The following is a 25,973-nucleotide window of genomic DNA, read 5'->3' on the forward strand; positions in this document are numbered from 1 at the left end:
GCCGCGCGGCCGGGTCCTACTCCGTGTCCTGCTCCTCCACCACCTGAAGCATCTGCCGGGCCTCGGACCGTCGCTCCTGCGCCGCCTCGTCGCCCTCGTCACAGCCCTCGTACGCCGCCAGCACCGCACGCGCGCGTGCCGCCGCCCGGTCCGGGCGGCTCAGGTCGGCCTCCAGCCAGCCCGCGGCGAGTTCGGCGCCGGTGCGGCTGTGCAGGGCGTCGTCGCCGAGGGAGGCGAACACCGCGGCGGCCCGCGTCACCTGGGACAGGGCCTCCTCCAGCGCGGCCCGGATCGACTCGTCCTCGGCGTCCTCCGTGGCGGAACGGGCGAGCAGGTCGCTGAACTGCCGGTGGGTGTGGCCGAGCTCTGCGGTGAGCCGCTGCCGCGCCTCCTCGTCGTCCGCGGCGTCCAGCGCCGCCACGCACTCGTCGACCGCGCTCGCCATCAACTCGGACGCCGTGCCGTCCCTCCCCGCCACGCCCTCGCCCGCCACGTCCTCCGCGCGCAGCGCCAGCCACGCGCGGGCGCGCAGGGAGCGGACGAGGCCGTGGACGTTGCCGAGGGAGCGCCACAGCGTGCCCGCGCGCGTGTACGCCCGGTCCGCCTCGGCGTGCAGGCCCGCGTGGCTCAGGGACTCGGCGGCGAGGTGGGCGAGCGTGGCGTGGTCGTGCTGCTCGGGCCAGTGCCGGGCGATCTCGGCGGCCTGCAACCGGCGTTCGGCCGCCGCGCGGTGTTCGCCGAGCTCGCTCAGACAGTCGCCGAGCCACCACTGCGTCTGGACGACCGCCCCGTCGCCGTGCGTCTCGGCGGTCAGGTCGGGCAGCGCCGACTCCAGCACCTCGGCCGCCTCGGCGAACCGTCCCTGCCGCAGCAGGAACCCGCCGAGCTGCTGCCGCCCCCAGGCGCCCAGCGTGCGGCTCTCGCCCGCCTCGTCGGCCCAGTGCGCCGCCTGAAGGGCGTGTTCGGCGGCCTCCTCGGACAGCCCACGGCCGCCGAGCAACTCGGCCAGCTGGAGGTTCAGCTGGGCCCGCCCGGTCGCCTCCAGGTGCGGCCCGCCGTGTTCCAGGGCCGCCCGCAGCGCCCGCTCGGCCTCCGCCGTGTCGCCGAGATGGTGCGCGAGTCCGGCCAGCCGGGCCTCGTACTCCACCGCGAACCACGGCAGCCCCGCCTCGACGAACGCCTCCGAGGCCCGCGCGAACAGCTCCGCGGCCCCCGCCACGTCCCCGGTGAGCGCCGCCAGCTCCGCGAGCATCGCCTGCGCCTCCGCGGCCCGCGAGATGAGCCGTACGTCGTCCCCGGCCCGCCCGTCTACGAGCGCGAGCACCTCCCGCGCGGCGGTCTCGGCGTCGGCCAGGACGGCGCCCTGCACCGCGTCCTCCGCCTCGTGCACCCGCCGCATCAGGATCCGCGCCCGGCTCATCAGCACGGCTGCCGTCTGACGGACCTCCGTGCCGTCCTCGGCGTACAGCGCGAGAATCCGGTCGTACAGGTCGGCGATCGTCGTGAGGGCCTCGGACACCTCGCCCGTGAGTGCGCGTACGTACGCTCCACGCGCGCGTGCCGCCAGGGCCTCCCCGGGGTCGCCCGCCTCCGCGTACAGCCCGGCGGCCTCCTCGAACAGGGCGATGCCCTCGGGGCCCAGGTCCACCGCCCGGTGATCGGCGATCTCCGCGCGGTCGAGGGCGTCCAGCTCGACGCCCTCGGCGGCCCGCGAGACGGCCGCCCAGGCCTCGATGGCGTTCGGCTGCAGGGTGTCCGACAGGCGTCGTGCCTCGGCGAGCAGCGTGGCCAGGTCGAGCCGCGTGTCCGGATCCTCCGGCGCGCTTGCCGCAGTCGGCACGGGCAACGCCACCGCCGTCGGCCGAGCCGGCGTACGCACGCCCAGCGGCAGGCGCTCCACCAGTGGCCGCTGCTCCATACGCGCGCGTGCCCGCTCGCTGATGTGCCCCGTGCCGTTGCGCTGGTCGAAACGCGCGGCCAGGTCGAGGGCCTCCGCGCGCGCGTGGACGGCGAGTTCCCGGGCGCTCCAGGTACGGCCCGCCGGACCGGGCACCTGCTGATCCCCGAGCCCGAGCCCGGTCAGGCGGTCCATGAGCAGGGCCACCACCGTCATGAACTCCAGCTTGCTGCGCGGATGCCCGTCGTCCGTGAAGTACGCGGGCCGCTCGGCGAGCAGCTCCAGGCCGCGCGCCTCGTTGCCGGTGAGCACGCAGAACTCCACGTGGTCCGCGTAGGCCCCGCGCATGCTCTCCATGGCCCGTACGAGCCTGAAGCCCCGCAGATGGTTGGCGCGGGCCTCGTCGACGCGGCCCAGGCGCAGCAGTGGCGCCAGGGAGGACGCGAGGACCGTGTGCGGCTCGTGGGCGCACGTGAACTCGCCCTCCAGGACCGGCCCCCACAGCTGCAGCCCCTCCGCGTCCCGGCCCCGCTCCGCCTGCCACCACCCCTGCCCGTGCAGCTCGCACGCGTGGCAGTCGGCCATGCTGTCCCGGTCGGCGGCCAGCCAGGCGCCGTACGCCCGCTCGGCCCGCGCCACGTCCCCGACATGCGCGGCCACGCTGAACTCGGCGCTGCGCACCGCCCGTTCGGAGTGCCCGGCGAGCCGGTAGCGGTGCTCCATCTCGCCGAGCCACTTCTCGATCGAGGCCAGCGGGATGTGCGGCTGGTCGAGCATGCCGGACGACATCCACTTGAAGACCCAGTGCAGCGAATGCGTCTCGTACTCGTCGAAGTCCTCGGGCCGCTCGTCCCACATGCGCAGCAGACGCGCGAACGGGACGAACATCTTGTCCTTCTCGGAGCTGTAGTTGTAGACCTTCAGCTGGTGCCCGAGCGCCTCGATCACGGCGAGCGGGACGTTCAGCTTCTCGGCCTCGGCGAGCAGCTGCTCCGCGCGCGCGTTGCGGGCGGGACCCTCCGGCTCCTCGGCGTTCTCCGCCATCGCCCGGCGCAGCGAGTCGAAGTCGGTGATCTCACTCATCAGCGGCCTCCGTCGCCGTTCGTGGCCCATTCCAGCAGCCCGATGAAGGCCCGGTTCAGCAGCGCCGAGTCCGCGGGCCTGAGTGGTCGCTGCGCCATCAGCAGCGCCTGCCCGTACAGGGACTCGGTGGCGGTGCCGATCAGCTCCGGGTCGCCCAGGGAACTGATCCGCCGGATCAGCGGGTTGAGGTGGTTGAGCACCAGACGCGCGCGTGGCGCGCTGCCGCGCAGCGAGCCGAGGATGCCCGCCCACAGGTCGTCGGCCTGCTCCTCCGCCTCCGCACGTGCCTGCTCGTGCCGGGCCGCCCGGTCGTCGAGGTGCAGCGCGGGCACGGACAGCGGATGGAAGGCGCGCAGGACGACATCACAGCCCAGCGGGTCGAGCTTCGCCCGCGCGGCCGCCAGAAAGCCGGCCAGGGCCAGCTCCTCGGCCGGGTCGACCGCGTCCAGATGGGCGGTCACGGTGTCCGCGTCCAGCTCTGCGACGACCGTCCCCGGCCGCACCGACGGCAGCGCCTCGACCAGCTCGCTGTCGTACGTGTAACCGCCGTTGATCACCCCGACGCCCTGCGCGGACGCGATCGGCGCGACCTGCCGGTACTCCTCCACGGTCCGCGTGAAGTGCACCACCGGGTGCCGCTGGGCGAACTCCTCCAGGGACAACCGTCCGTCGGTCGTCTCGAAGGGCAGCCACGGCAGCATCGTGCGCAGCATCTCCTTGTCGTGCCGCGCGAGGGACTTCACGCCCAGATGGTGCACGGACAGGAATGCCTCCAGCCGTTCCGGATCACCGGCCGCCAGCCCCGTCAGCCAGGACCGAATCCTTTCGCCGAGCGCCTCCCGTACGCCCGCCAGCGTCTCGTCCTCGTACAGCGACTCACGCGAGGCCGTCGGCCTGAGGCTGTCGGTGTCCAGGACACAGCGCACGAAGAACGCCCAGTCGGGCAGCAGCTGTTCGGCGCGCTCGGTCAGCAGCATGCCCTTGAGGTGGACGCGATGCCCCGCCCGCTGGGCCGGGCTGACCGCCGAGGGAAGGACGTAGGCCACGCCACGAATCCCCGCGAGCGGCACGTCCAGCTCGATCGAGTCCAGCGGCGTGAAGCCGAACAGGTCGTGACAGTGCCGCGCCAGAGCCACCCTCCGGTTGGCGGGTGAGGCGTACGACCGGTCCCAGGGCGCGGGCAGATCGGTGACCGCCTCGTGGCCGACCCGGACGTCGTACGGCAGCAGCGACCCGAAGTCCCGCGCCAGCGCGAGAACCCGGTCCTCCGCCAGCCACTCGGCGGCCCCGGCCCGCGCCACCAGGTGCACGGTGGTGCCCGGTTCGGCGCGGGCGTCGTCCGGCAGCGTCCGCACGGTGTACGAACCGTCGTCCGTGGCCGTCCACTCCACGGGCGGCGCGTCCGGCGTACGGGCGCTGCGGCTGACCACCCGGATCCGCTCGGCGACCACGAAACAGGCCAGCAGACCGATGCCGAACTGCCCCAGGAAGTCGGACCGGGCCTCCTGCAGCCCCTCGGCACGCTTGGAGCTGCGCCCGATGGTCGCGAGGAGGTTGTGCACGTCCGCCTCGGTGAGCCCGACCCCGGAGTCCTCGACCCGCAGGGCGCCCGACTCGACGTACAGCCGCACCTTGGCCGGCGCGCCCGGCTCCTCGGCGCGTCTGGCGGTGATGGCGTCGACGGCGTTCTGCAGCAGCTCGCGCAGATAGACCTTGGGACTGGAGTAGAGGTGATGGGAGAGCAGGTCCACCAGACCACGCAGGTCGACCTGGAAGGTGTGAGGTGACTGGGGCGGCTGAGGTGCCTGGGATGACTGTGAGGTCTGGGAGTCCATCGTCGCTGCGCCGGTGGGGGGACTTCGCGACGGCGCGGGGTCGGGCGGCCCCGGTGAGGCGGTGACCGCGAAAGGATGGCCGGAGCGCGCCATCCTAGAGCCGAAACGAACCGTCTGACCAGGGGTTTCCGGGACGTTTACCGGGACGGTCGCCGCGACCTCTACGGCATTGTCAGTGCCGTGGTGTGGAATGGATCTCGTGCCCGCACTGGAAGAACCACTGAAGAAAGTGCTCGGCCCTCCCACCGCGAAGGTGATGGCCGAGCACCTCGGCCTGCACACCGTCGGCGATCTGCTGCACCACTACCCGCGCAGATACGAGGAGCGCGGCCAGCTCACCCACCTCGCCGACCTCCCCATGGACGAGCACGTCACGGTGGTCGCCATGGTCGCCGACGCCCGCCTGCACACCTTCGCCTCCTCCAAAGCCCCCCGGGGCAAGGGCCAGCGCCTCGAAGTCACGATCACGGACGGCAGCGGCCGCCTCCAACTGGTCTTCTTCGGCAACGGCGTTCACAAGCCCCACAAGGAGCTCCTGCCGGGCACACGCGCGATGTTCGCGGGCAAGGTCTCCGTCTTCAACCGCCGCCTCCAACTGGCGCACCCGGCGTACGAGTTGCTGCGCGGTGCCGACGACGAGGCAGCCGAAACCGTGGAGACCTGGGCGGGCGCCTTGATCCCCATCTACCCCGCCACCGCCAAACTGGAGTCCTGGAAGATCGGCAAGGCGATCCAGACGGTCCTCCCCAGCGCCCAAGAAGCGATCGACCCCCTCCCCGACACCCTCCGCGAGGGCCGGGGCCTGGTCCCTCTCCCCGAGGCCCTCCTCAAGATCCACCGCCCGCACACCAAGGCGGACATCGAGGACGCCCGCTCCCGCCTCAAGTGGGACGAGGCCTTCGTCCTCCAGGTCGCCCTCGCCCGCCGCCGCCACGCCGACGCCCAACTCCCGGCGGTCGCCCGCAAACCCAAGCCGGACGGCCTCCTGGCGGCCTTCGACGACCGCCTCCCCTTCACCCTCACCGAAGGCCAGCAGAAGGTCTCCAGGGAGATCTTCGACGACCTGGCCACCGAGCACCCGATGCACCGGTTGCTCCAAGGGGAGGTGGGGTCGGGGAAGGCCCAGCCGCTCGATTCCCTCGTGCTCGCACCCACTGGCTTCCGCCGTATGGGCGACTTGAGGGTGGGGGACGAAGTTGTCGTGCCGGACGGGGAGATCGCGCTGATCGACGGCCTCTTCCCCCAGGGAGAGCGCGATGTCTGGCGAATGGTCCTTTCCGACGGAAGTTCCGTCGAGTGCGACGACGAGCATCTCTGGATCGTCGGCACGAGTTGTGGATGGCACCGTGGCCAGTCCCCCAAAGTCATGACGACTCGGGAGATCCGCCTGGACACGTTCAAGGCAAACGGATCTTCGAAGTGGTACCTCCCGGTGGCCACCCCGGTTGACCTCGGGGACGACTGCGGGCTCCCTCTCGATCCGTACCTGTTCGGCCTCCTTCTGGGCGGCGGCTCATTCCGGCACAACTTGCGTCTGTCCACGATCGACGCCGAGATCCGCGACGCGGTGGCGGCGGCCGTGGCCCCCGAGTGCCAACTCGTCCCGGTGAAGGGATCCCGCTGCGACTACACGATCCAGCTGACCCGCCGTACGGGCGGCTCTCGCAATCCAGTGATCCAGGCCATGCGGGAGCTGAGCCTCTGGGGCGTGACGTCGCATGGCAAATTCGTTCCCGAAGCGTTCAAGAACACGTCTGTCAAGAACCGCCTGGCTGTGCTCCAAGGGCTTATGGACACCGACGGCACCGTCCACACGGGCGGATTCAGCGCCTCGTTCTGTTCGGCCTCGCGGACTCTCGCGGAGGACGTCGCCTGGCTGGCGCGCTCACTGGGAGGCCGGGCACGAATCTTGCCGAAGCGAGCGGCGTTCAACGTGTCCGTATCCCTGCCTGACGCGTACGCCCCGTTCAGGCTGACACGCAAGGCGGAACAGCTGGGCCCCCGCCCGAAATACAACACGCTGCGACGCGGGATTCGGGCGGTCGAGTATGTGGGGCGGAAGCCGGTCCAGTGCATCAGCGTCGCACACCCGAGCCATGCCTACGTCACCGACAACTTCACTGTCACGCACAACACCATGGTGGCCCTGCGCGCCATGCTTGCCGTCGTCGACGCCAGCGGTCAGGCCGCCATGCTCGCGCCCACCGAAGTGCTCGCCCAGCAGCATCACCGGTCGATCGTCGAGATGATGGGCGAGCTGGCCGAGGGCGGGATGCTGGGCGGGGCCGAGCAGGCCACGAAGGTCGTGCTGCTGACGGGCTCCATGGGAGCCGCCGCCCGCCGCCAGGCGTTGCTCGACCTCGTCACCGGAGAGGCCGGGATCGTGATCGGCACGCACGCGCTGATCGAGGACAAGGTGCAGTTCCACGACCTCGGCCTGGTCGTGGTCGACGAGCAGCACCGCTTCGGCGTCGAGCAGCGCGACGCCCTGCGCGGCAAGGGCAAGCAGCCGCCCCATCTGCTCGTCATGACGGCGACGCCCATCCCGCGCACGGTCGCCATGACCGTCTTCGGTGACCTGGAGACCTCGGTCCTGGACCAGCTCCCGGCCGGACGCTCCCCGATCGCCAGCCACGTGGTCCCGGCGGCCGACAAGCCCCACTTCCTGGCCCGCGCCTGGGAGCGGGTGCGGGAGGAGGTGGAGAACGGCCATCAGGCGTACGTCGTCTGCCCCCGCATCGGGGACGAGGAGGACGACCCGAAGAAGACCGGCAAGAAGAAGTCCCCCGAGGACGAGGCCGAGAAGCGCCCGCCGCTCGCCGTCCTCGACGTCGCCGACCAGCTCGCCACTGGGCCGCTCCAAGGCCTCAAGGTCGAGGTCCTGCACGGCCGTATGCACCCCGACGACAAGGACGCCGTCATGCGCCGCTTCGCCGCCGGCGAGACGGACGTCCTGGTCGCCACGACGGTCATCGAGGTCGGCGTCAACGTCCCGAACGCCACCGCCATGGTGATCATGGACGCCGACCGCTTCGGCGTCTCCCAGCTCCACCAGCTGCGCGGCCGAGTGGGCCGTGGCTCCGCCCCCGGCCTGTGCCTCCTGGTCACCGAAATGCCGGAGGCCAGCGCGGCCCGCCAGCGCCTCAACGCGGTCGCCGCCACCCTCGACGGCTTCGAACTCTCCCGCATCGACCTGGAACAGCGCCGCGAGGGCGACGTCCTCGGCCAGGCCCAGTCGGGCGCCCGCACCAGCCTGCGGATGCTGGCGGTCATCGAGGACGAGGAGATCATCGCGGAGGCGAGGGAGGAGGCGGCGGCGGTGGTTGCGGCCGATCCGGAGCTGACGGGCCTTCCTGGCCTGCGCACGGCCCTGGACGCCCTCGTGGACGAGGAGAGAGAGCAGTACCTGGAAAAGGGGTGAGGAATGCCAGCCCAGGGGCGCGGGGAACTGCGCGACCAGCCACACTGATACCTGAAGCCGCCCACAACCAAGGACCGAAGATGACCCGCGTGATCGCCGGCGCAGCCGGCGGACGTCGTCTGGCCGTGCCGCCAGGCACCGGCACCCGCCCCACCTCAGACCGCGCACGCGAAGGTCTCCTCTCCACCTGGCAGTCCCTCCTCGGCGGCCCCTTGGACGGCGAGCGGGTCCTCGACCTGTACGCAGGTTCAGGCGCAGTCGGCCTGGAGGCACTCTCCCGCGGCGCCGCCCACACCCTCCTCGTCGAGGCCGACGCCCGAGCCGCCCGCGTCGTCCGCGAGAACGTGAAGAATCTCGGCCTCCCCGGCGCCGAGGTGAGGTCGGGCAAAGCCGAACAGATCATCCAGACCCCGGCGCCGACCGAGCCGTACGACATCGTCTTCCTCGACCCCCCGTACGCCGTCACGGACGACGATCTTCGCGAGATTCTCCTCACACTCCGCTCAGGGGGCTGGCTCGCGCCGGAGGCTCTCGTCACCGTGGAGCGCAGCACCAGAGGCGGAGAATTCCGGTGGCCGGGCGGCTTCGAAGCGCTCCGGGCCCGTCGCTACGGCGAGGGAACGTTTTGGTACGGTCGCGCCGCCTCTACGTGCGAAGACGCACGATGACCGGACCGGAGAGCGAGGGATCACTAGTGCGCCGCGCCGTCTGTCCCGGGTCGTTCGACCCGATCACCAACGGACATCTCGACATCATTTCCCGCGCCTCCAGGCTGTACGACGAGGTCTACGTCGCAGTCATGATCAACAAGGCCAAGAAGGGCCTGTTCGAGGTCGACGAACGGCTCGACCTGATCCGCCAGGTCACGGCCGAGTACGAGAACGTGCGGATCGAGGCCTTCCACGGCCTCCTCGTCGACTTCTGCAAGCAGCGAGACATCCCCGCCATCGTCAAGGGCCTGCGCGCGGTCAGCGACTTCGACTACGAGCTGCAGATGGCCCAGATGAACAACGGCCTGTCCGGCGTCGAGACGCTGTTCGTGCCGACCAACCCGACCTACAGCTTCCTGTCCTCCTCGCTCGTCAAGGAAGTCGCCACCTGGGGCGGGGACGTCTCCCACCTGGTGCCGCCCGTGGTCCTCGAAGCCCTGAACAAGCGCCTCCGCAGGGACTGATGGGGCTACAGTCGTCCCGTCCGTCTCCATCACAGCTGTAGAGAGTGGCGAGCACACGGTGGACGTACAGAAGAAGCTCGACGAGATCGTCGCGGCCGTCTCGGGTGCCCGGTCGATGCCCATGTCGGCCTCGTGCGTGGTCAACCGAGCCGAACTGCTCTCGATGCTCGAGCAGGTCCGCGAGGCCCTGCCCGGCTCCCTCGCCCAGGCCCAGGAGCTGATCGGCGACCGCGAGCAGATGGTCGAGCAGGCCCGTCAGGAGGCCGAGCGGATCATCCACTCCGCGCACGCCGAGCGCGGCTCCCTGATCTCCGACACCGAGGTCGCCCGCCGCTCCCAGGCCGAGGCCGACCGCATCCTCGCCGAGGCCCGCAAGGAGGCCGAGGACATCCGTGCGGAGGCCGACGACTACGTCGACTCCAAGCTCGCCAACTTCGAGGTCGTCCTCACCAAGACCCTCGGCTCCGTCGGCCGCGGCCGCGAGAAACTCCTCGGCACCGGCCCCGGCACCGACGAGCAGGGCTACGAGGACGAGGACGCCCCCGAGCGCAGCCACGACCCCGAGACCCTGCGCCGCACCGCCGACGAGTACGTCGACGTCAAGCTCGGCGCCTTCGAGGCGGTCCTGGCCAAGACCCTGGAGGCCGTCGGCCGAGGCCGCCAGAAGCTGCACGGCCGTATCGCCACCGACGACCTCGGCGCCCTCGCCGACGACCTCAGCACCGTCCAGCACTCCAGCGACGCCGACTACCTCGCCGACCTCGCCGCCCTCGCGGAGCAGGACGCCCCGGCGGCCCCCGCCGAGCAGCCCGCACAGCAACAGCAGCAGTACGACCAGCAGCCGGCCGTGCAGCCGGCGTACGGCTACCAGCAGCAGAACGCGGATCCGTACGGCGGCTACCAGCAGGGCTACGGCGGCCAGCAGGATCCGTACGGCTACCAGCAGGCCGACCCCTACGCCTATCAGGGCTACGCCCCCCAGCAGGCCGCCTACGACCCGAACCAGCCCCAGCACCAGGCCGCCCAGCAGACCTCGCAGGGCACCCAGGGCTACGCCCTCGACGAGACCAGCCTCTTCGACACCAGCATGATCAGTGCGGAGCAGTTGCGGGCCTACGAGCAGGGGCGCGGCCAGTAAGGGGCCACCCGATTGGGCCGTGAGCGAAAGGTCCAGTATCCTGGCTCTTCGGTCGCGCGTACGTCCGCGATCAACGCTGCCCGGGAACACCGCAGGGCAGCAACCCTCTGAGCTCAGCAGATCGAAAGCAGGAATGGCGTGACAGCCCGCCTCGACCACCGCAACCCCCTCGTGTTCGACACGCACGAGCTGGGCCGGCGGCCTGGTGCGCTGCAGCGCCTGACCCGCACGGTCGACGCTCCCAAGGACTTCGGTATCCAAGGGGTCGTCGGAGTGCCGGAAGGCGCTCCGGTGGAGCTCGAGCTCCGGCTCGAGTCGGTCATGGAAGGTGTGCTTGTCACAGGCACCGGCCGTGCACAGGCCGAGGGGGAGTGCGTAAGGTGTCTGGAGCCGCTTCAGCTCGACGTCGAAGCGGACTTCCAGGAGATGTTCTCGTACCCTGACGCCGACGACCGGGGCCGCGTGCACCATGCGGAACCCGGCGACGACGCCGAGGACGACGAGGACAGGCTCTTTCTCGAGGACGGCATGTTCGACCTCGAATCCGTGCTGCGCGATGCGGTGGTGCTTGCACTGCCGATGCAGCCGGTGTGCCAGGAAGACTGCCCGGGACTGTGCGCCGAGTGCGGCGCACGCCTCGCGGACGACCCGGACCACCACCATGACGCCGTCGACATCCGTTGGGCGGCACTGCAGGGACTCGCCGGTTCACTCGGAGACGGCGAGAAGGACGAGAAGAGCGGCGCCGAACCTGGCGTCGACGAGAAGCAGGAGAAGTAGCCGTGGCTGTTCCGAAGCGGAAGATGTCGCGCAGCAACACGCGCCACCGCCGGTCGCAGTGGAAGGCTGCGGTCACCCCCCTGGTTGCGTGCGAGCGCTGCCACGAGCCCAAGCAGCAGCACATTGCGTGCCCGTCTTGCGGCACCTACAACAAGCGCCAGGTCCTCGAGGTCTGAGCGGCTGGTGAGAGGCACTGTGTCCACGCCTAAGAAGAACGCAGCGGACAACACGGCCTCGTCCCACACGCTGTTGGAAGGGCGGCTCGGGTACAAGCTCGAGTCCGCCCTTCTGGTGCGTGCGCTGACCCACCGCTCGTACGCATACGAGAACGGCGGTCTGCCCACCAACGAGCGCCTGGAGTTCCTCGGGGACTCCGTCCTCGGCCTCGTGGTTACGGACACGCTGTACCGCACCCACCCCGACCTGCCCGAAGGCCAGCTGGCCAAGCTGCGGGCCGCGGTGGTCAACTCGCGTGCGCTGGCGGAGGTCGGTCGTGGCCTCGAACTCGGCTCCTTCATCCGGCTCGGCCGCGGTGAAGAGGGCACGGGCGGCCGGGACAAGGCGTCCATCCTCGCCGACACCCTGGAAGCGGTGATCGGTGCGGTCTATCTCGACCAGGGCCTGGACTCGGCGGCGGAGCTGGTGCACCGCCTGTTCGACCCCCTGATCGAGAAGTCCTCGAACCTCGGAGCCGGCCTGGACTGGAAGACGTCCCTCCAGGAGCTCACCGCGACCGAGGGGCTCGGTGTCCCCGAGTACCTGGTCACGGAGACCGGTCCCGACCACGAGAAGACCTTCACTGCTGCCGCCCGCGTCGGAGGCGTCTCGTACGGCACCGGCACCGGCCGCAGCAAGAAGGAGGCGGAGCAGCAGGCCGCGGAATCCGCGTGGCGGTCCATCAAGGCCGCGGCGGACGAGCGCGCCAAGCAGGCGAAGGCGGCAGCCGATGCCGCCGAGCCGGACGCCGACGCGTCGTCGGCCTCCGCCTGACCGAACAGCGCGATCCGAGCGCCCGTGCCCGCCCTGGGCCGGGCGCTCGGCTCATATCCTCAGTCGTAGAAACACGGTCGTAGGAACACGGGGGAGTACGGGGGAGTCATGCCCGAGTTGCCCGAGGTCGAGGTGGTCCGGCGCGGTCTGGAGCGGTGGGTCGCCCATCGCACCGTCGCCGACGCCGAGGTGCTGCACCCGCGTGCCGTACGCCGGCACATCGCCGGCGCGGACGACTTCGCGCACCGCCTCAAGGGCCACCGCATCGGGGTCCCCAGCCGCCGCGGCAAGTACCTGTGGCTGCCATTGGAGGACACCGGCCAGTCGATCCTGGCGCACCTCGGCATGAGCGGTCAGTTGCTGGTCCAGCCGCACACCGCGCCCGACGAGAAGCACCTCAGGATCCGCGTGCGGTTCGCGGACACCCTCGGCACTGAACTGCGCTTCGTCGACCAACGCACCTTCGGCGGCCTGTCGTTGCACGACAACACCCCCGACGGCCTGCCCGACGTGATCGCGCACATCGCCCGCGACCCCCTCGACGCGCTCTTCGACGACGAGGCCTTCCACCAGGCCCTGCGCCGCAAGCGCACCACGATCAAACGGGCCCTGCTCGACCAGTCGTTGATCAGCGGAGTCGGCAACATCTACGCGGACGAGGCCCTTTGGCGCGCCCGCCTCCACTACGACCGCCTGACCGCGACCTTCACCCGCCCGCGCAGCCTCGAACTCCTGGGCCACGTAAGGGACGTGATGAACGCCGCCCTCGCGGTGGGCGGCACGAGCTTCGACAGCCTGTACGTCAACGTCAACGGCGAGTCGGGCTACTTCGACCGGTCGCTGGACGCGTACGGCCGTGAAGGGCTGCCGTGCAAGCGGTGCGGTACGCCGATGCGCAGGCGGCCCTGGATGAACCGGTCCAGCTACTTCTGCCCGAAGTGTCAGCGGGCGCCGCGCGTCTCGTCGTAACGCTGACGCGCTTCGAGTACGTCGTCCATCTGCCCCTCCACGAAGTGGATGAGCGTCAGCAGCCGCTCCGCGACCCCGCGCCCCAGCGGCGTCAGCTCGTAGTCGACGCGTGGCGGATTGGTCGGCTGGGCCTCGCGGTGCACCAGGCCGTCGCGCTCCAGGGCGTGCAGCGTCTGGGACAGCATCTTCTCGCTGACGCCGTCGACGCGGCGGCGCAGCTCGTTGAAGCGCAGCGAGCCGTCGTACAGGGCGCCGAGCGTGAGTCCGCCCCAGCGGCCCGTGACGTGCTCCAGGGTGCCGCGCGAGGGACAGGCCTTGGCGAACACGTCGAACGGGAGGTTCTGCGCCTCCGTGCGCTCCTGCGTGGTGTCCATGCCTCAAGCGTACTCGCATATAGCGCTAACCAGCAGATTGCACTAACCAGAAGCTAGCGCTTGCCACCTGGGTGGCGCCGTAATGAACGCGCACGACGCGCCGTCCCCGCAGTAGCCTGCCCACCGAGCCGGCCGCTGGGGGACGGCGCCTTGGGGGTAGGTGTGTGGGACGGCCCGTTCTACCGGGTGCGCAGGGACGGGTACGAGATCTGCTTCGTCCCGAGCGCGGGGGAGGACCTCGATGCGGTCTGCGACATCGACATGTGGGTCACGTTCGCCGACGGACAGCGGTGGTCGGGGAGCGTCTGCACCCTCGACGAGGCGCGCCGCCTGATGGACCGCTGGCAGGACACCGGCGAGAACCTCGGCGGGCGCTACTTCTACGGCTGGGACAACCTGATCGTCCGAGACCCGGGCATCCCGGCAATGGTCCACGTCATCGACCACCTCGTCGCGACCGGCGACTACAGGTCGGCCCTGCGCCCGCTGGGGCTCGCCGAGGACTGACCGTCAGTACCCGAAGTCCTGCGTCCACCAGGGCCCGCCGGAGCCGAAGTGCACACCGACCCCCAGCGTCTTGAAGTCGCAGTTCAGGATGTTGGCCTTGTGGCCCGGGCTGTTCATCCAGGCGTCCATCACGGCGGCGGCGTCGGCCTGGCCGCGGGCTATGTTCTCGCCGCCGAGGTCGGTTATGCCCGCCTTCGCGGCCCGGTCCCACGGAGAGGCCCCGCTGGGGTCGGTGTGGTCGAAGAAGCCGCGCTGGGCCATGTCCTCGCTGAAGTCCTGGGCCAGATCGGCCAGCGAGCTGTTGGCGGCGACCGCGCTGCAGCCCACCTGTGCGCGCTCGTCGTTGACGAGCCTCAGCACCTCGGCCGCGGCGGCGGCTTCGGCGGACACCGTCACGGGGGCGCTGGTCTTCTCCTTCTCCGGCTCCTTCTCGGGCGCCTTCGTGGCCGTACGTGAAGGCGTCTCCTTCGCCTCCGGCTTCTTGCTGGGCGTGGCCGAGGGCTTCTTCGACGGGGTCTTCGTCGGCGCGGCAGACGAGGTCGACGGGGCCGGCGAGGCGGGCCGCTGGGCGTCGCGGCTCGTCGAGCCGCCGTTGTCGTGGCTGTCGGCGCTGCCGGACGTGCCGCCCTGTTCGCTCGCGGAGTTGGTCGGGGTGTCGGCGGCCTGCACCTTGTCCGCGCCGCCCGAGCCGCCGAGCTGGTAGTTGTCGATGCCGGGCACCACGCCCGTGGCGACCGCGACCGTGCCCAGCGCGACCGCCGCGGAGACACCGAGCAGCCCGGTCTTGACCGGAGCGCCGGCCTTCTTCTTGCGGCGGCGGTGCGAGCCGCCCCCGGGCCGCCGGGAGTCGCCGGCGGGCGTGAAGCCCTCACTGCGGAAGACCGCAGTGGGTTCGGTGTCGTCGCTCGGGAAGGTCGTGGTGCCGGTGATCCGGTCGTAGTCGTCGTCCGAGGCGAACAGGTAGGCGTCGCTCTTCGCGTAGGCCTCGGCGTACGCCTCCGGGTTCAGATAGGGCGCGATGCCCATCGTCGCGGGGCGGTCGCTCGTGTACGAGTCCCGCGGGTTGTGGCCCTCCGTATAGGAGCCGTCCGTATGTGTGACCCCCGTGGCGCGGCCCGTGGCGGCGCGGCCGGCGGCGGAGCGTCGGTGGCGTCCCATGTTCTGGCCTTCCTCGTCCGTGCGGTCTCAACGTCCTCACAGAACTCACTCGATCGTGTGAGTTTCATATGGGATTCATTGGGTGGGGACGGTACCGCATGGCGCCAGAGGAGGAAGTGCCCCGAGAGACATTGGCCCGTTAGGTTGCACTCATGAGCGAGGATGTACGGCTGGTCGCCTGGGTGCGTGGACGCGTCCAAGGTGTGGGTTTTCGCTGGTTCACGCGGGCCAAGGCGCTCGAGATCGGCGGCCTGAGTGGTTTTGCTCTCAATTTGGACGACGGACGGGTCCAGGTCGTCGCGGAGGGCTCGCGGAAGGGCTGTGAGGGACTTCTGGACTGGCTCCAGGGTGACGACACGCCCGGGCGCGTGGACGGTGTCACCGAGATCTGGGACACACCTCGCGGGGGTTACGACGGCTTCGCCATCCGCTGAGCCGAATCTGTAAAGCGGCCCTGGTGCAAGCGGAAAGACGTGCCACCGGCAACTGCCCCAAGCAGAAAGGAGCAGGTGGTTGCCAAGAACCGCTTGCAGTGGCAGGCTCCGCACGTAAGGATGATCGCCACGCCCCGAGGGGCCCGCAGGAGTCGCCGCGCAGCCGCCATTCGGCCGTGTGCCCCCGGGTTTGCCCACCAATACGGGGCGTGATCGTGTTGACCGTCAAACTTTTTGGTGAGACGCTGAAAGCCCCGCGCACCTTCGCTGTTTGGCGTGGCTGAACGGCAGCACAACTCCAAGCCTGGCCAAGCAACCGCGGGTGCGAATCCCTCACGACCCACACCGCATCGGTCGGTCACTCAGTGTGGAGGACCATCCATCATGGCAAAGGCGCTTCTCGGTTACGTCGGCGGCTCCGACCCTCGACTCCTCGCCGAGATGCGACGGCTCCAGCAGCGCGTACAGGACCTGGAATCCGAACTCGGACGAATCCAGGCGGAGAACGACGCTCTGCAGGCTGCCGCTTCTCACGACAGGATCATGGAGAGCATCGACGCACACCAGGCGGAGCCTGCGCTCACCTGATCACTGCATCGCTCCACAACAGCACAAGCAGTGGTTGGGCGGCCCGTATCCAACCGCTAGGTAGTTGTCAGACGACTGGCTCGCCGGTCGTCAGAAGTTGCAAGGGACGCTTCGGCGTCCCTTCTTTCTTGCCCCCGGCTTAATGCCCCGCGCATCCTTTCACCCTCTTTAACGTCTGGTGTGCCCTGCACGTTCATCGGTGAAACCGTGGGTTCATGGAGTGACATCCGGGCGGAAGGTAGAGTCCAGCGGCGTGCACCTCAAGGCCCTGACCCTCCGTGGGTTCAAGTCGTTCGCCTCGGCGACCACGCTCCGGTTCGAGCCGGGCATCACGTGTGTCGTCGGTCCGAACGGCTCGGGCAAGTCCAATGTCGTGGACGCGCTCAGCTGGGTCATGGGCGAGCAGGGTGCCAAGTCGCTGCGCGGCGGCAAGATGGAGGACGTCATCTTCGCCGGCACGACCGGCCGTCCGCCACTTGGCCGTGCCGAGGTTTCGCTGACCATCGACAACTCCGATGGCGCACTGCCCATCGAATACGCCGAGGTCACCATCACGCGGATCATGTTCCGCAATGGCGGCAGCGAGTACCAGATCAACGGCGACACCTGCCGCCTCCTCGACATCCAGGAGCTGCTCTCCGACTCCGGCATCGGCCGCGAGATGCACGTGATCGTCGGCCAGGGCCAGCTCGACTCCGTCCTGCACGCCGACCCCATGGGCCGCCGCGCCTTCATCGAGGAGGCCGCCGGCGTCCTCAAGCATCGCAAGCGCAAGGAGAAGGCCCTCAGGAAACTGGACGCGATGCAGGCCAACCTCGCGCGCGTGCAGGACTTGACGGACGAGCTGCGCCGGCAGCTGAAGCCGCTGGGCCGCCAGGCGGCGGTGGCGAGAAGGGCCGCCGTCATCCAGGCGGATCTGCGCGACGCCCGCCTTCGCCTCCTCGCCGACGATCTCGTACGGCTCCGGGAGGCGCTCCAGGCCGAGGTCGCCGACGAGGCCGCGCTGAAGGAGCGCAAGGAAGCCGCCGAGCAGCAGTTGAAGAAGGCGCTCCAGCGCGAGGCGCTCCTGGAGGACGAGGTACGACAGCTCACGCCACGCCTCCAGCGCGCCCAGCAGACCTGGTACGAGCTGTCCCAGCTCGCCGAGCGGGTGCGCGGCACGATCTCGCTGGCCGACGCGCGCGTGAAGAGCGCGACGTCCGCGCCGCCGGAGGAGCGGCGAGGCCGTGACCCCGAGGACATGGAGCGCGAGGCCGCCCGCATCCGCGAGCAGGAGGCCGAGCTCGAAGCAGCCCTGGAGGCGGCCGAGCGGGCCCTGGAGGACACGGTCGCCCACCGTGCCGAATTGGAACGCGAGCTCGCGCAGGAGGAACGGCGCCTGAAGGACGTCGCGCGTGCCATCGCGGATCGCCGCGAGGGCCTGGCCCGACTGAACGGGCAGGTCAACGCGGCCCGTTCGCGCGCGGCCTCCGCCCAGGCCGAGATCGACCGCCTGGCCGCCGCCCGGGACGAGGCCCAGGAGCGGGCCTTCGCCGCGCAGGAGGAGTACGAGGCCCTGAAGGCCGAGGTCGACGGCCTCGACGCCGGCGACGCGGAACTGGGCGAGCAGCACGAGGAGGCGAAGCAGCAGCTCGCGGAGGCGGAGGCCGCTCTGACGGCGGCCCGCGAGGCGGCCACGGCGGTGGAACGGGGGCGCGCCGCGACCGAGGCCCGCCGCGACGCACTGGCGCTCGGCCTGCGCCGCAAGGACGGCACCGGGATACTGCTTGGTGCCCGCGACCGACTGACCGGTCTCCTCGGCCCGGCGGCGGAAATGCTGACGGTGACACCCGGCTACGAGGTGGCCCTGGCGGCTGCCTTCGGCGCGGCGGCGGACGCGATCGCGGTGACGTCGCCGTCCGCCGCGGCGGAGGCGATCCGTTTGCTGCGCAAGCAGGACGGCGGTCGAGCGGCGCTGCTGCTGGCGGGGGAGCCGGAAGTGCTGACAGAGGCAGGTACGGCAGCGCCCCAAAGGGGCGCGGGGAACTGCGCGACCAGCCACGATGAACCCGCAGACGCCCGACCACATGACGCGGCACTTCCTGTCGCGGCACAACCCGCGGAGCGTCTCGCGGCAGATTTCGTCCGCGGCCCTTCCGAGCTCATGCCCGCCGTACGCCGCCTACTCCACGGCATCATCGTCGTCCCCACCCTCGAAGACGCCGAGGAGCTCGTCTACGCCCACCCCCACCTCACCGCCGTAACCGCCGAAGGCGACCTCCTCGGCGCCCACTTCGCGCACGGCGGCTCCGCCGGCGCCCCCAGCCTCCTCGAAGTACAGGCCTCCGTGGACGAGGCCGCCGCCGAGCTGGAAGAGCTGGCCGTCCGCTGCGAAGAACTCACCGAGGCCCAGCACGCGGCGGCCGAGCGCCGCAAGGCATCCGCCGCGCTCGTCGAAGAGCTGGGGGAGCGGCGTCGGGCGGCCGACCGGGAGAAGTCGGCCGTGGCCCAGCAGCTCGGCCGGCTCGCAGGCCAGGCAAGGGGCGCGGCGGGCGAAGCGGAGCGCTCCGTCGCCGCCGCCGCGCGGGCACAGGACGCACTCGACAAGGCCCTCCAGGAGGTGGAGGAGCTGGCCGAGCGGCTCGCCGTGGCCGAGGAGATGCCGGTCGAGGAAGAGCCCGACACGTCGGTACGGGACCGTCTCGCCGCCGATGGCGCCAACGCCCGGCAGACCGAGATGGAGGCCCGGCTCCAGGTCCGTACGCATGAGGAGCGGGTCAAGGGACTCGCCGGGCGTGCCGACTCCCTCGACCGCGCCGCCCGAGCGGAGCGAGACGCACGCGCGCGTGCCGAGCAGCGGCGGGCGCGGCTGCGCCACGAGGCGGCCGTCGCGGAAGCCGTCGCCTCAGGCGCGCGCCAACTCCTCGCGCACGTCGAGGTCTCCCTCGCCCGCGCCGACGCGGAGCGCACCGCCGCCGAGGCCGCCAAGGCACGGCGTGAGCAGGAGCTGGCCGCCGCCCGAAACGAAGGCCGCGATCTCAAGGCCGAACTCGACAAGCTGACGGACTCCGTCCACCGTGGCGAAGTCCTCGGCGCCGAGAAGCGGATGCGGATCGAGCAGCTGGAGACCAAGGCGCTGGAGGAGCTGGGCGTGGAGCCCGCCGGGCTCGTCTCCGAGTACGGCCCGCACCAGCTCGTACCGCCCTCCCTGGCCGCCGAGGGCGAGCAGCTCCCCGAGGACCCCGAGCACCCCCGCAACCAGCCCAAGCCCTTCGTCCGGTCCGAGCAGGAGAAGCGGCTCAAGGCCGCCGAGCGCGCCTACCAGCAGCTCGGCAAGGTCAACCCCCTCGCCCTGGAGGAGTTCGCCGCGCTGGAGGAACGGCACAAGTTCCTCAGCGAGCAGCTGGAGGACCTGAAGAAGACCCGTGCCGACCTGCTCCAGGTCGTCAAGGAGGTCGACGAGCGCGTCGAGCAGGTCTTCACCGAGGCGTACCGGGACACGGCCCGGGAGTTCGAGGGCGTCTTCAGCCGGCTGTTCCCCGGCGGCGAGGGACGGCTGATCCTGACCGATCCCGACAACATGCTCACCACGGGTGTCGACGTCGAGGCACGTCCCCCCGGCAAGAAGGTCAAGCGGCTGTCGCTGCTCTCGGGTGGTGAGCGCTCACTAACCGCCGTTGCCCTGCTGGTGTCGATCTTCAAGGCCCGGCCGAGCCCGTTCTACGTCATGGACGAGGTCGAGGCCGCCCTCGACGACACCAACCTGCAGCGGCTGATCCGCATCATGCAGGAGCTGCAGGAAGCCTCGCAGCTGATCGTGATCACCCACCAGAAGCGCACGATGGAGGTCGCCGACGCTTTGTACGGCGTCTCCATGCAGGGCGATGGTGTGTCAAAGGTCATCAGCCAGCGGCTTCGCTGAGGTCGGCTTCGGGGTAGGAGCCCGCCGGCAGCACCCGGGGCCATACCCAGCCACTTTCACCATCACTTCAAGAAGTGAACACACGTCAGCTAGTCGCGTCTCGAAACTCATAGCCATCCGCCTATTGACTTCGAAACTTGAAGGCATAGTCTCTGCAACGTTGCTTTTACCTTCAGGTATCACTACTTGGAGCGGCTGACCCCCACCCGGCAGCGTTGCCGGTGGCCCGAGGAGTACACGTGACCAGCACAGCGCAGGCACCTACGTCAGGAGCCAGGACGGCTCACCCCGAACATCTCGGGCACGTCGTCTTCATCACCGCGGCGGCCGCCATGGGCGGCTTCCTCTTCGGCTACGACAGCTCCGTCATCAACGGAGCCAACGGTGGCATCCAGGCCCGGTTCGACCTCAGCTCGGGCGTCACCGGTACCGTCGCCGCCAGCGCCCTGCTCGGCAGCGCCCTCGGTGCCGCGATCGCCGGCCGCATAGCCGACCGCATCGGCCGGATCCGCGTCATGCAGATCGCGGCGGTGCTGTTCGCTGTGAGCGCCGTCGGCTCCGGGCTCCCGTTCGCCGCGTGGGACCTCGCCGCCTGGCGTGTCCTCGGCGGCATCGCCATCGGCATGGCCTCGGTCATCGGCCCGGCCTACATCGCCGAGGTCGCCCCGCCGGCCTACCGCGGCAGGCTCGCCTCGTTCCAGCAGGCCGCCATCGTCATCGGCATCGCCGTCTCCCAGCTCGTCAACTGGGCCATCCTCAACATGGCCGACGGTGAGGAGCGCGGCACGGTCGCGGGCCTGGAGGCCTGGCAGTGGATGCTCGGCGTGATGCTCGTACCCGCCGTGATCTACGGCCTGCTGTCCTTCGCCATCCCCGAGTCCCCGCGCTACCTGATCAGCGTCGGCCGCGTCGAGGACGCGAAGAAGGTGCTCGCCGACGTCGAGGGCGGCGTGGACCTGGACGGCCGGGTCGCCGAGATCGACCAGGCCATGCGCAGCGACCACAAGTCCACGTTCCGGGACCTGCTGGGCGGCCGCTTCGGCCTGCTGCCGATCGTGTGGATCGGTATCGGCCTGTCCGTCTTCCAGCAGCTGGTCGGCATCAACGTCATCTTCTACTACTCGAACCTGCTGTGGCAGTCCGTGGGCGTCGACCCGTCGAGCTCGTTCTTCTACTCGTTCGAGACCTCGATCATCAACATCGTCGGCACCGTGATCGCGATGATCTTCGTCGACCGCATCGGCCGTAAGCCGCTCGCCCTCATCGGCTCCGTCGGCATGGGCCTCTCGCTCGCGGCGGCCGCCTGGGCCTTCTCCTTCCAGAACGGCAACGACCCGCTGCCGACCGCGCAGGGCTACGTGGCTCTCATCGCCGCCAACGCCTTCGTCCTCTTCTTCGCCCTGTCCTGGGGCGTGGTCGTCTGGGTCATGCTCGGCGAGGTCTTCCCGAACAAGATCCGCGCCGCAGCCCTGGGCGTGGCCGCCTCGGCCCAGTGGATCGCCAACTGGGTGATCACGATCACCTTCCCGGACCTGTCGGACTGGAACCTGTCGCTCACCTACGTCATGTACGCGGTGTTCGCCTTCCTCTCCATCCCGTTCATCCTCAAGTTCGTGCCCGAGACCAAGGGCAAGAAGCTGGAGGAGATGGGCTGACCGGCCCTCCGAACTCGGGGGGAAGGGCCAAGTCCCCGCTGCCCCTCTCCCCGTAACCCCGCCGCCGCCCCGGCTCGGCCACTGCCCGAGCCGGGGCGGCGGTTTCGTACATCACCGAATTCCGTACGTCACCAGATGAGGACGCCGCCGCCGATCTCCACGGCCTTGAGGGCGCTCTCCTCGATGATCCGCAAACGCAGCTCGATCCCGTCCCGGTGTTCCTCGACCGTCCGCGGGTGCTCAGTGCCATGAGCGATCGCGTCCAAGTGGGCACGCAGCAGTGCGACCTCGCTCAGGAACTCCGGCACCTGCTCGGCCTCCACCTCCAGATCCCGCTCGGCCAGCACGGGGAGGAAGCGCGCACCCAGCGAGCGCACGAACTGAGACCCCCACACGGTCCTACGCCAAGACTCGAAGCCGCCGGACTGATAGACGTCGTCCGGCACGTCGAGTATCTGCCTCTTCCCGTCCGGTTCCCGGACGAACACTTCCACCAGCAGACTCATGCGCCCAGTGGATCAGCCGCCGCCCTGCCGGGCCATCGAATATCCGCGAGGGTCAGTGGCCCAGCGCCGGAAGCACCTCCTGCGCGAACAACCGCAGGCTCCGCCACCCCTCCTCCACCGGCATCCCGCCCGACAGCGGATGCAGCACGTAGTTGTCGAACCCCAGCGCCACACACTCCTGAGGCGTCACGATCCGGTACACGCCCTCCGCGCGCAGCTCCTGCACCGTCGTGGCCCCCGACTTCACGGCGGACCGCACATCCCCGGACTGCCAGGAGGCGTACGTCCGAGCCTCGTGCAGGAAGTGCCCTCCGTACTGGGCCCACGCCCGGTCGGGATCCTCGGCGACATGCAGCAGTGGCGTCTCCGCGGCCGGCATCATCGTCCAGCCCTCGGTGCCGTACTCCACGAGCCGCTCCTTGTAATACGCCTCCAGCTCCGGCAGATGCGCGCTGGGGAAGAACGGCAGGCCGAGCCGGGCGGCCCGGCGGGCGGCGGCCTTCGAGGAGCCGCCGACCAGGAGCAGGGGGTGCGGGTCGGTACACGGGCGCGGGGTGACCCGTACCGTACGGCCCCGGTACTCGAACTCCTCGCCGGTCCACGCCTTCAGCAGCGTCTCCAGCAGCTCGTCCTGGAGCTTGCCGCGCCGCTTCCACTCCACGTCGAACAGGGCGTACTCCTCGGGCCGGTACCCGATCCCGGCGACGGTCACCAGCCGGCCGCCGCTCAGCAGATCCAGTACGGCGATCTCCTCGGCCAGCCGCAGCGGGTCGTGCAGTGGGCCGATGATCGCCGAGACGGTGACCGCGATCCGTCGCGTCGCGCCGAAGACCGCCGCCGCGAAGGCGAAAGGTGACGGCAGCCAGTTGTTGTCGGCGCCGTGGTGCTCCTCGGTCTGCACGGTGGTGATGCCGTGCTCGTCGGCGTACGCGGCCATCTGCAGGGCCGCCTGATAGCGGGCGGCGAGCGAGGCGGGGGTGGCGTCGGGCTCGACGAGGTTGAAACGTACGACCGTGACGGGCATGGGGGTCCCCCTTCACCGGGCGGGTGTGGGGGAGGACGTTAGCTGACGGTGTGTCAGACATCCAGGCCAGCGTAACCCATATTCCATGGCGGATACTGGACGCGTTATGGACATCCTCATCCTTGCTGTAGTCATCGCCGTGGTGGTGCTCGGCGCGCTCGGCGGGCTCATCGTCGGCACGCGCCGTAAGAAGCAGCTGCCCCCGCCGCCCCCCGCCGCCCCCGACATCACCGCCCCTCCGGCCGAGCCGCACGTCGGCGACGAGGCCGAAACGCCGCGCGACGAACCGCGCCGGACCATAGAGGAGGTGGACCTTCCGGGCGGCGGAGCATCGACCGCCGTCGAGGAACCGCCCGTCGTCGAAGAGCTCCCGCCGACCGAGATCGAGGTCCCGGAGCCCACCGCCGGCCGCCTGATCCGCCTGCGCGCCCGGCTCTCCCGCTCGCAGAACGCCCTCGGCAAGGGGCTGCTCACGCTCCTGTCGCGCGAGCACCTCGACGAGGACACCTGGGAGGAGATCGAGGACACGCTGCTCACCGCCGACGTCGGCGTGCTGCCCACCCAGGAACTGGTCGACGGGCTGCGCGAGCGCGTGAAGGTCCTCGGCACCCGCACCCCCGATGAGCTGCGCGGCCTGCTGCGCGAGGAGCTGCTCAAGCTGGTCGGCACCGACTTCGACCGCACGGTGAAGACGGAGCCGGAGACCAGCAAGCCCGGCATCGTGATGGTCGTCGGCGTCAACGGCACCGGTAAGACCACCACCACCGGCAAGCTCGCCCGCGTCCTCGTGGCCGACGGCCGCAGCGTGGTCCTGGGCGCCGCCGACACTTTCCGTGCCGCCGCCGCCGACCAGCTCCAGACCTGGGGCGAGCGCGTCGGCGCCTACACCGTGCGCGGGCCCGAGGGCGGCGACCCCGCCTCCGTCGCCTTCGACGCGGTGAAGGAGGGCAAGGAGATGGGGTCGGACGTCGTCCTCATCGACACCGCCGGGCGCCTGCACACCAAGACCGGCCTCATGGACGAGCTCGGCAAGGTCAAGCGGGTCGTCGAGAAGCACGCGCCGCTGGACGAGATCCTGCTCGTGCTGGACGCGACGACCGGGCAGAACGGTCTGGTCCAGGCCCGCGTCTTCGCCGAGGTCGTCGACATCACCGGCATCGTGCTCACCAAGCTCGACGGCACGGCCAAGGGCGGCATCGTCGTCGCGGTCCAGCGCGAGCTGGGCGTGCCGGTGAAGCTGGTCGGGCTGGGCGAGGGCGCCGATGACTTGGCGCCGTTCGAGCCGGAGGCGTTCGTCGATGCCCTTATCGGAGAGTGACCCACCTGGGAAATTTCCTAGGTGGCCGAAGAAGCGCCCGCTCCCCAAGGTGCAGTTGGGGGACGGGCGCTTCGCTGTGTACGACTGTGACGGCTGTGACGAACTGTGGCGACTGTGCCCTGCGCTACGGCCGTTACACCCGCGACCGATGCGCCACGTACGCCAGCGTCCCCAGCAGCAGGCGCGCGGCCGGGGGCCTCGTCGCCGAGTCCAGCTCGGGTGGCCGCAGCCACCGCACCGGCCCCAGCCCGCCCCGGTCGGACGGCGGGGCTGTGATGTGCGTACCGGGGCCGAGGCCGCGCAGGTCGAGGTGGGTCTGGTCGTCCCAGCCCATGCGGTAGAGGAGCTCGGGGAGTTCCGCGGCGGCACCGGGGGCGACGAAGAAGTGGGCGCGGCCCTCGGGGGTGGCGGTGACCGGGCCGAGGGGGAGGCCCATGCGCTCGAGCCGGGTCAGCGCGCGGCGGCCGGCGGGCTCGGCCACCTCGATCACGTCGAACGCCCGCCCGACCGGCAGCATCACCGAGGCGCCCGGCACCTCCGCCCAGGCCCTGCCGACCTCGTCGAGCGTGGCCCCTGCCGGGACCTCGGGCGCGAAGTCGAGGGGGTGTGCGCCGGGGGCGTGGCAGTCGGAGCGGCCGCACGAGCAGGCGCCTGCCGCGGCTCGCGCGCCGGGCACCACGTCCCAGCTCCACAGTCCGGTGAACTCGGCGACGGTGGTGCACTCCGAGGAGCGGCCGCGTCGTCGCGAGCCGGATCGGATCTCCCGGATGCCGCCGATCGTGAAGCCCATGCCCCCTCCAACGGGTCCAGCGCGCCGGTGGTTACGGCACGGATTCGCTACGTGACCCTGTGTGTTCCTGGATCGCCGGTTACCCGCTGGCGCCGCTCGGTCCACGCGGCGCCTGGAAGTGCTCCGGGTTGTGGGCTTGGCGACACGCGCCCCCGAGTGCTTCGCTCCGCCCACTTCCGGCCGTCCTATGTCAAGTGAATCGCGTGGAGGCCACCGTTAGTTCATTCGAAGGGGTGGCGAATGGTGGCGTTTCCGGGATCGCCATGGCTGGGCCCGTGATCGTAGGATTACCGTGAGTGCACGGCCCTTGGGGGCACATGCACTCGTGGGTATGCCGGAGGCAAGTCGGCTTTCCGTTCGAAGGGTGACAACTGCCGGACGGACGGCCGTATTTACCGGCATTCTGATAGGGCTTGGCGCACTCGGTGACA

The 25,973-nt window shown here is 70.3% G+C and carries 21 protein-coding genes; 14 read left to right on the forward strand and 7 right to left on the reverse strand.

Translation table 11 applies throughout. The annotated features are described in order from the left end of the window. Positions 1 to 16 precede the first annotated feature (16 nt). Entirely contained in the window at positions 17 to 2,980 is a 2,964-nt protein-coding gene (locus EHO50_RS34355; protein WP_128435154.1) for a tetratricopeptide repeat protein, read from the reverse strand. Then, a complete protein-coding gene (locus EHO50_RS34360; protein ID WP_128435155.1) occupies positions 2,980 to 4,815 on the reverse strand; it encodes an HSP90 family protein in 1,836 nt (611 codons plus the stop codon). The genes EHO50_RS34355 and EHO50_RS34360 overlap by 1 nt, the downstream gene beginning before the upstream one ends. A gap of 190 nt (positions 4,816 to 5,005) precedes the next feature. Between EHO50_RS34360 and EHO50_RS34365 the strand changes: the two genes are divergently transcribed. The 8 genes from EHO50_RS34365 to mutM all read left to right on the forward strand — a co-directional run bounded on the left by EHO50_RS34365 (position 5,006) and on the right by mutM (position 13,287). After that, a complete protein-coding gene (locus EHO50_RS34365) occupies positions 5,006 to 8,236 on the forward strand; it encodes a helicase-related protein (RefSeq protein WP_128435156.1) in 3,231 nt (1,076 codons plus the stop codon). An 80-nt stretch (positions 8,237 to 8,316) separates the two neighbouring features. Further along, positions 8,317 to 8,904, forward strand: coding sequence for a 16S rRNA (guanine(966)-N(2))-methyltransferase RsmD (gene rsmD / locus EHO50_RS34370; protein WP_128435157.1), 588 nt, complete (start codon positions 8,317 to 8,319; stop codon positions 8,902 to 8,904). A 26-nt stretch (positions 8,905 to 8,930) separates the two neighbouring features. After that, positions 8,931 to 9,410, forward strand: a complete 480-nt coding sequence (gene coaD, locus EHO50_RS34375) for a pantetheine-phosphate adenylyltransferase (protein ID WP_181449745.1) — start codon at positions 8,931 to 8,933, stop codon at positions 9,408 to 9,410. Between the two features lie 58 nt (positions 9,411 to 9,468). Then, entirely contained in the window at positions 9,469 to 10,548 is a 1,080-nt protein-coding gene (locus tag EHO50_RS34380) for an ATP synthase F0 subunit B (RefSeq protein WP_128435159.1), read from the forward strand. Positions 10,549 to 10,686: 138 nt separating this feature from the next. Beyond that, entirely contained in the window at positions 10,687 to 11,328 is a 642-nt protein-coding gene (locus EHO50_RS34385; RefSeq protein ID WP_128435160.1) for a YceD family protein, read from the forward strand. A 2-nt stretch (positions 11,329 to 11,330) separates the two neighbouring features. Further along, positions 11,331 to 11,504, forward strand: a complete 174-nt coding sequence (rpmF, locus tag EHO50_RS34390; RefSeq protein WP_015657589.1) for a 50S ribosomal protein L32 — start codon at positions 11,331 to 11,333, stop codon at positions 11,502 to 11,504. Positions 11,505 to 11,511: 7 nt separating this feature from the next. After that, positions 11,512 to 12,318: a ribonuclease III gene (rnc, locus tag EHO50_RS34395; RefSeq protein ID WP_425472329.1), complete on the forward strand. Its 807-nt coding sequence runs from the start codon at positions 11,512 to 11,514 to the stop codon at positions 12,316 to 12,318. A gap of 108 nt (positions 12,319 to 12,426) precedes the next feature. After that, positions 12,427 to 13,287, forward strand: coding sequence for a bifunctional DNA-formamidopyrimidine glycosylase/DNA-(apurinic or apyrimidinic site) lyase (gene mutM, locus EHO50_RS34400; protein WP_128435161.1), 861 nt, complete (start codon positions 12,427 to 12,429; stop codon positions 13,285 to 13,287). Here mutM and EHO50_RS34405 read toward each other — a convergent pair. Continuing rightward, positions 13,260 to 13,661: a winged helix-turn-helix transcriptional regulator gene (locus EHO50_RS34405; protein WP_128435162.1), complete on the reverse strand. Its 402-nt coding sequence runs from the start codon at positions 13,659 to 13,661 to the stop codon at positions 13,260 to 13,262. The genes mutM and EHO50_RS34405 overlap by 28 nt on opposite strands. Positions 13,662 to 13,811: 150 nt before the next feature. On the opposite strand from EHO50_RS34405, the gene EHO50_RS34410 reads away from it, so the two are divergent. Continuing rightward, positions 13,812 to 14,168 (forward strand): hypothetical protein, encoded by a 357-nt coding sequence (locus EHO50_RS34410; protein ID WP_246101685.1) that lies wholly within the window; start codon positions 13,812 to 13,814, stop codon positions 14,166 to 14,168. A gap of 3 nt (positions 14,169 to 14,171) precedes the next feature. Here EHO50_RS34410 and EHO50_RS34415 read toward each other — a convergent pair whose 3' ends face one another. Then, positions 14,172 to 15,326, reverse strand: coding sequence for a CAP domain-containing protein (locus EHO50_RS34415; RefSeq protein WP_128435163.1), 1,155 nt, complete (start codon positions 15,324 to 15,326; stop codon positions 14,172 to 14,174). Positions 15,327 to 15,478: 152 nt separating this feature from the next. Between EHO50_RS34415 and EHO50_RS34420 the strand changes: the two genes are divergently transcribed. The 4 genes from EHO50_RS34420 (at position 15,479) to EHO50_RS34440 (ending at position 21,904) form a co-directional block, all read left to right on the forward strand. After that, positions 15,479 to 15,760, forward strand: a complete 282-nt coding sequence (locus EHO50_RS34420) for an acylphosphatase (protein ID WP_128435164.1) — start codon at positions 15,479 to 15,481, stop codon at positions 15,758 to 15,760. Positions 15,761 to 16,144: 384 nt separating this feature from the next. Next, complete coding sequence (locus EHO50_RS34430; RefSeq protein ID WP_007493378.1) at positions 16,145 to 16,348, forward strand: hypothetical protein; 204 nt, start codon at positions 16,145 to 16,147, stop codon at positions 16,346 to 16,348. 253 nt (positions 16,349 to 16,601) lie between these two features. Beyond that, the gene (gene smc / locus EHO50_RS34435; RefSeq protein WP_128435166.1) at positions 16,602 to 20,249 is read left to right on the forward strand and encodes a chromosome segregation protein SMC; all 3,648 of its coding nucleotides are present in this window, start codon (positions 16,602 to 16,604) and stop codon (positions 20,247 to 20,249) included. 239 nt (positions 20,250 to 20,488) lie between these two features. Continuing rightward, the gene (locus tag EHO50_RS34440) at positions 20,489 to 21,904 is read left to right on the forward strand and encodes a sugar porter family MFS transporter (protein WP_128435167.1); all 1,416 of its coding nucleotides are present in this window, start codon (positions 20,489 to 20,491) and stop codon (positions 21,902 to 21,904) included. Between the two features lie 128 nt (positions 21,905 to 22,032). Here EHO50_RS34440 and EHO50_RS34445 read toward each other — a convergent pair whose 3' ends face one another. Next, on the reverse strand, positions 22,033 to 22,410 hold the full coding sequence (locus EHO50_RS34445; protein ID WP_128435168.1) for a hypothetical protein: 378 nt from the start codon (positions 22,408 to 22,410) through the stop codon (positions 22,033 to 22,035). Positions 22,411 to 22,462: 52 nt separating this feature from the next. Beyond that, the gene (locus EHO50_RS34450; RefSeq protein ID WP_128435169.1) at positions 22,463 to 23,434 is read right to left on the reverse strand and encodes an LLM class flavin-dependent oxidoreductase; all 972 of its coding nucleotides are present in this window, start codon (positions 23,432 to 23,434) and stop codon (positions 22,463 to 22,465) included. A 106-nt stretch (positions 23,435 to 23,540) separates the two neighbouring features. On the opposite strand from EHO50_RS34450, the gene ftsY reads away from it, so the two are divergent. Next, the gene (gene ftsY, locus EHO50_RS34455; RefSeq protein ID WP_128435170.1) at positions 23,541 to 24,752 is read left to right on the forward strand and encodes a signal recognition particle-docking protein FtsY; all 1,212 of its coding nucleotides are present in this window, start codon (positions 23,541 to 23,543) and stop codon (positions 24,750 to 24,752) included. Between the two features lie 133 nt (positions 24,753 to 24,885). On the opposite strand, the gene EHO50_RS34460 is transcribed toward ftsY, so the two are convergent. Beyond that, a complete protein-coding gene (locus EHO50_RS34460; protein WP_128435171.1) occupies positions 24,886 to 25,542 on the reverse strand; it encodes a bifunctional DNA primase/polymerase in 657 nt (218 codons plus the stop codon). Between the last annotated feature and the right edge of the window lie 431 nt (positions 25,543 to 25,973).

Origin of the sequence: Streptomyces cyaneus, from assembly GCF_004028635.1 — a bacterium.
Lineage (GTDB): Bacteria > Actinomycetota > Actinomycetes > Streptomycetales > Streptomycetaceae > Streptomyces > Streptomyces cyaneus.

Coding starts and splice junctions, on each gene's coding strand:
- EHO50_RS34445 (WP_128435168.1), bottom strand. CDS start 22,410: ATGAGTCTGCTGGTGGAAGTGTTCGTCCGGGAACCGGACGGGAAGAGG.
- ftsY (WP_128435170.1), top strand. CDS start 23,541: ATGGACATCCTCATCCTTGCTGTAGTCATCGCCGTGGTGGTGCTCGGC.
- mutM (WP_128435161.1), top strand. CDS start 12,427: ATGCCCGAGTTGCCCGAGGTCGAGGTGGTCCGGCGCGGTCTGGAGCGG.
- EHO50_RS34420 (WP_128435164.1), top strand. CDS start 15,479: ATGAGCGAGGATGTACGGCTGGTCGCCTGGGTGCGTGGACGCGTCCAA.
- EHO50_RS34365 (WP_128435156.1), top strand. CDS start 5,006: ATGGATCTCGTGCCCGCACTGGAAGAACCACTGAAGAAAGTGCTCGGC.
- EHO50_RS34415 (WP_128435163.1), bottom strand. CDS start 15,326: ATGGGACGCCACCGACGCTCCGCCGCCGGCCGCGCCGCCACGGGCCGC.
- EHO50_RS34430 (WP_007493378.1), top strand. CDS start 16,145: ATGGCAAAGGCGCTTCTCGGTTACGTCGGCGGCTCCGACCCTCGACTC.
- EHO50_RS34450 (WP_128435169.1), bottom strand. CDS start 23,434: ATGCCCGTCACGGTCGTACGTTTCAACCTCGTCGAGCCCGACGCCACC.
- EHO50_RS34460 (WP_128435171.1), bottom strand. CDS start 25,542: ATGGGCTTCACGATCGGCGGCATCCGGGAGATCCGATCCGGCTCGCGA.
- rsmD (WP_128435157.1), top strand. CDS start 8,317: ATGACCCGCGTGATCGCCGGCGCAGCCGGCGGACGTCGTCTGGCCGTG.
- EHO50_RS34405 (WP_128435162.1), bottom strand. CDS start 13,661: ATGGACACCACGCAGGAGCGCACGGAGGCGCAGAACCTCCCGTTCGAC.
- EHO50_RS34360 (WP_128435155.1), bottom strand. CDS start 4,815: ATGGACTCCCAGACCTCACAGTCATCCCAGGCACCTCAGCCGCCCCAG.
- EHO50_RS34355 (WP_128435154.1), bottom strand. CDS start 2,980: ATGAGTGAGATCACCGACTTCGACTCGCTGCGCCGGGCGATGGCGGAG.